Here is a 4351-nt window from a genome sequence, read left to right on the forward strand (position 1 = left end):
CGGCGCACCAGCGTATGCGCCACGTCGTTCCAGTCGGCGGCGGCCTCGAGGCTCGCCATGTCGACAGTTTCCAGTCCGGCATAGCCGCACGGGTTGATCGCGAGAAACGGGCGCAAATCCATCTTCACGTTCAGGCTCAGGCCGTGATAGCTGCAGCCGTTGCGGATTTTCAGGCCGAGCGCCGCGATCTTCGCGCCCTCGTGCGGGCCGGATTCGACGTAGATCCCCGGCGCGCCCGCCTTGCGGACCGATCCGAGATTATACGCCGCGAGGGTTTCGATCACGGCCTCCTCGATCCGGGTCACCAGCGTGCGAACCATCAGCTTGCGGCGGCGCAGGTCGAGCAGCAGGTAGACGACGATCTGGCCGGGGCCGTGATAGGTGATTTGCCCGCCGCGGTCGACCTTGACGAGCGGAATGCGGCTGTCGGCGACCAGCAGGTGGGCCGGGTCGCCGGCCTGCCCGAGCGTATAGACGGGCGGATGCTCGACCACCCAGATCTCGTCGCCGGTGTCGGCGGTGCGCGCCTCGGTGAACGCACGCATCGCGTCGAAGCTCGCGTCGTACGGCTCGACGCCCCGCCATCGCACGGTAACCGGTTGGGCCGCAATCGGCTGGGCCGCAACCGGCTGGGCCGCGGCGGGCGAATCGGGAACGGCAGCAGGCGTAGACAGCGTAGACACGATGAAAACCGGCGAGACGGACATGGGCGGTAGTTTACCGAAAACCCATGCGTCTCGCCGGTCACTGAAAGGGGCGGATCGCCGTGCTCCGCGTCCGTCGTGCTCCGCGGTTCAGACGGTGCGCCAGCCGTCGCGAAGCAGCGACGCGAACCGTTCGCGCAGCCGCGCCAGGCCAGAAAGCGCGACCTGCTTCGCCGGCCGTGCGACCGAGAACGCGACGCATGCGCTCTGCCCGCCTTCGGCGCTCAGCCACAGCCGCTCGCCGCGCCGCAGCCGCAATGTCTCGCCGTCCAGCAGGAAGTAGTCGTCGACGTCGTTGCTGCGCGTCGCCCAGACCGGCCCGCACTGGACGCTCAGACGCGTGCTGCGTTGCACCTTCATCGGCACGGTTTCGCCGGGGGGAATTTCGAACGTGATGCTTGAAGATATTTCTTGCATGATCCGCTCCGCCAAAAATGCTTCGATGGCTACAATCCTAGTCGTCCGCATGCGTCTGACCAAACGACCAATTTTCACGTCGATGTGAGGAAAATTAGCCAATGGACCTCCGTCAGCTTCCCGCGCTGAACGCGATCCGCGCGTTCGAGGCCGCCGCCCGCCACGAGAATTTCTCGCGTGCCGCGGACGAGCTGTTCGTCACGCACGGCGCCGTCAGCCATCAGGTGCGCGCACTTGAAGACGAACTCGGTGTGCCGCTGTTCGTGCGCAAAGGCAAACGGCTGTGCCTGACCGGCGCCGGTGCGCGCTATGCGCAACAAGTCCGCACCGCGCTGATGATGCTCGCCGATGCGACGCGCGACGTCCGTGCGAGCGACCGCGACCGGCGGCTCGTGATCTCCATGCTGTCGTCGTTCGCGGCGCGCTGGGTGACGCCGCGCATCGGCTCGTTCATCGAGCGGCATCCGGAGATCGACGTCGAGCTGCAATCGACGAACGGCCTCACCGATTTCGCGCGCGACGACGTCGACCTCGCGATCCGCTTCGGCTTCGGCGTCTATCCGGGGCTGCATGTGGAACTGCTGCTCGACGAGGTGTTTTTCCCGGCGTGCGCGCCGACGCTGAACGGCGGCAAGCTGCCGCAAACGCCCGCCGACCTCGTCCACTACAACCTGCTGCGGTCGGACGACGAGCTGTGGCGGCCGTGGTTCGACGCAGCCGGTCTCGACACGCTGACGGAGCCGAAGCGCGGCGTCCTGTACCAGGATTCGTCGAACCTGCTTCAGGCGGCGATCGACGGCCAGGGCATCGCGCTCGTGCGCCGCTCGCTGGCGATCCACGAGCTGCGGCAAGGACGCCTCGTTCGCCTGTTCGACATCGACGGGCCGAGCCCGTGGAATTACTACTTCGTGTGTCCGCCGCCGCTGGTGAATGCGCCGCGGGTGCAGGCGTTCAGGACGTGGCTGCGGCAGGAGGTCGCGCGGTTCAAGCTGCTGTGCGACGAACTGGACGCGCGTCGCGCGGCGGGCAAGGCCGCCGCGCAAGCGCAGGAGGAAGGATAAAGGCGGGGATCAGAGCACGACCTTGACCATCGGATGGCCGGTCAGTGCGCGGTAGATTTCGTCGAGCTGCTCCTGGCTCGTCGCGCGCACGGTGATCGTGAGGCCGGTGTAGTTGCCGCCGCTCGACGCGCGCTCCTCGATCTTCTCGAGGTCGATCTCCTTGTCATGGACGCTGACGACCTTGAAGATCGTGTCCTTGAACTCGGGATGCGCCTTGCCCATGATCTTGATCGGGAAATCGCACGGGAACTCCAGCAGCGATTCCTTCCGGGTATCGATCGCGCCGGTCAATTCGACAGTTTTGGACGGTTCGCTCATGATTTTCTCCGGGTTGGGTCTACGTTTTCAAATTCGCGCGCTTTCGCGCGCTGATACGCCGCGTACAGCGCTTCGAACACCGGGCCGGGCTTGCCGCCCTGCACCGGCAGATCGTCCAGCTGCGTCACGGGCAGCACTTCCTTGGTCGCCGACGTAATCATGATCTCGTCCGCCGCGCGCAGTTCGGCCTCGCTGATGTCGCGCGCAACGAACGGGATCCCGCATTCGCCGGCCAGTTCCTCGAGCAGCGCATAGCGGATCCCCTCGAGGATCCTGTTGCTGCGAGGCGGCGCCAGCAGCTCGCCGTTCTTCACGATCCACACGTTCGACGACGAGCCTTCGGTCAGGTAGCCGTCGCGCAGCTGCAGCGTCTCGAACGCGTCGTGCTCGACCGCATACTGCGCCATCAGCACGTTGCCGAGCAGCGACACCGACTTGATATCGCAATGCAGCCAGCGGCGGTCCTCGGCCGTCACGCACCGCACGCCCCGCGCCCGCTCCTCGGCGGACGGCACGCGCAGCGGGCTCGTCATCATGAACACGGTCGGCGCGATGCCGGCCGGGAACGCATGGCCGCGCTTCGCGACGCCGCGCGTCACCTGGATGTAGACGAGCGCGTCGCCGCCGCCGAGCCCTGCCGCGTTCGCGTCGACGAGCCGTGCGATCAGCGCGCGCCAGCCCGCCTCATCATGCGGATTGGCAATGCCGATCTTCTTCAGGCTGCGGTCGAGCCGCTCGAGATGCTGCGCGATCCGGAACGGCACGTGCGCGCCCGCATGCGCGTAGACGGGGACGACCTCATACACGCCGTCGCCGAAGATGAATCCGCGGTCGAGCACCGGAATGCGCGCTTCCGACAGCGGCGTCATCGCGGCCTGCGACGAGACGTTCAGGTAGACGATCGGTTCGAAATCGGCTTGGCTCATTGCTTGCACAAATGGTGATGAAGTCGTCGATTCAAAGGGCTCGAACAGCTTACTTTTTCTTGCTGAACATCAGCAGGATCGAATCCCAGATACGGCCGAAGATACCCGCTTCCGGCACCGCCTGCAGCGCGACGACCGGGAATTCCGACAGCGTCTTGCCGTCGGCGACGATCTTCACGGTGCCGACCTGCTGGCCTTCGGCGAGCGGCGCGATCAGCGGTGCGTTCAGTGCGACTTCCGGCTTCACCTTCTCGCCGAGGCCGCGCGGCACGGTCGCCCACTGGTCGCCCTTCACGCCGACCTGCACGGTGTTGCTCTTGCCCTTGTAGATGCGCGGCGTCTCGATCGCCTGGCCGCCCTTGAACAGGCGCACCGCATCGAACGCGCTGTAGCCGTAGTTCAGCATCTTCATGCTGTCCTGCACGCGATCGCTTTCCTTCGTCTCGCCCATCATCACCGACACGAGGCGGCGCTGCGCGTCCGCCGAGCCCGGCATCGCCCGCTTCGCCGACGAGATCAGGCAGTAGCCCGCCGCCTGCGTGTGGCCGGTCTTCAGGCCGTCGACGCTCGGGTCGAGCCACAGCAGACGGTTGCGGTTCGGCTGGCGGATGTTGTTGTACTTGAATTCCTTCTCCGAGAAGATGCTGTAGTACTGCGGAAAATCGCGGATCAGGTGCGCCGCCAGCGTCGCGAGGTCGCCGGCCGTCGTGTAGTGGTTCGGGTCGGGCATGCCGTTCACGTCGGCGAAGTGCGTGCCCTTCATGCCGAGGCGCGCGGCCTCGTCGTTCATCAGGTTGACGAATTGTCCCTCGCTTCCGCCGACCAGCTCGGCGAGCGCGATCGCCGCGTCGTTGCCCGACTGGATGATCATCCCGTAGACGAGGTCGTGCACCGACACCGGCTTGCTCGCCTCGATGAACATGCG

6 protein-coding genes are annotated in these 4351 nt (G+C 66.0%); 1 reads left to right on the forward strand and 5 read right to left on the reverse strand.

Features of this window, described 5'->3' with window-relative positions:
- Both lipB and KH616_RS22000 read right to left on the reverse strand, forming a co-directional pair.
- A partial coding sequence (lipB, locus tag KH616_RS21995) for a lipoyl(octanoyl) transferase LipB (protein WP_292251276.1) occupies nucleotides 1-707 on the reverse strand: 707 nt, incomplete at its 3' end.
- A gap of 87 nt (nucleotides 708-794) precedes the next feature.
- Nucleotides 795-1121 carry a DUF2917 domain-containing protein gene (locus KH616_RS22000; protein ID WP_292251279.1) on the reverse strand — a complete coding sequence of 109 codons (327 nt, stop codon included), beginning with the start codon at nucleotides 1119-1121 and terminating at the stop codon, nucleotides 795-797.
- A 101-nt stretch (nucleotides 1122-1222) separates the two neighbouring features.
- Between KH616_RS22000 and KH616_RS22005 the strand changes: the two genes are divergently transcribed.
- Nucleotides 1223-2182: a transcriptional regulator GcvA gene (locus KH616_RS22005; RefSeq protein WP_292251282.1), complete on the forward strand. Its 960-nt coding sequence runs from the start codon at nucleotides 1223-1225 to the stop codon at nucleotides 2180-2182.
- A gap of 9 nt (nucleotides 2183-2191) precedes the next feature.
- Here the strand turns inward: KH616_RS22005 and KH616_RS22010 are convergent, their stop codons facing one another.
- The 3 genes from KH616_RS22010 to KH616_RS22020 all read right to left on the reverse strand — a co-directional run.
- Entirely contained in the window at nucleotides 2192-2500 is a 309-nt protein-coding gene (locus tag KH616_RS22010) for a YbeD family protein (RefSeq protein WP_292251284.1), read from the reverse strand.
- On the reverse strand, nucleotides 2497-3426 hold the full coding sequence (locus KH616_RS22015; RefSeq protein WP_292251287.1) for a D-amino acid aminotransferase: 930 nt from the start codon (nucleotides 3424-3426) through the stop codon (nucleotides 2497-2499). The genes KH616_RS22010 and KH616_RS22015 overlap by 4 nt, the downstream gene beginning before the upstream one ends.
- A gap of 49 nt (nucleotides 3427-3475) precedes the next feature.
- Nucleotides 3476-4351: D-alanyl-D-alanine carboxypeptidase family protein (locus KH616_RS22020; protein WP_292251289.1), on the reverse strand; the 876-nt coding region annotated here is incomplete at its 5' end.

The organism is Burkholderia sp. (assembly GCF_018375725.1).
GTDB lineage: Bacteria > Pseudomonadota > Gammaproteobacteria > Burkholderiales > Burkholderiaceae > Burkholderia.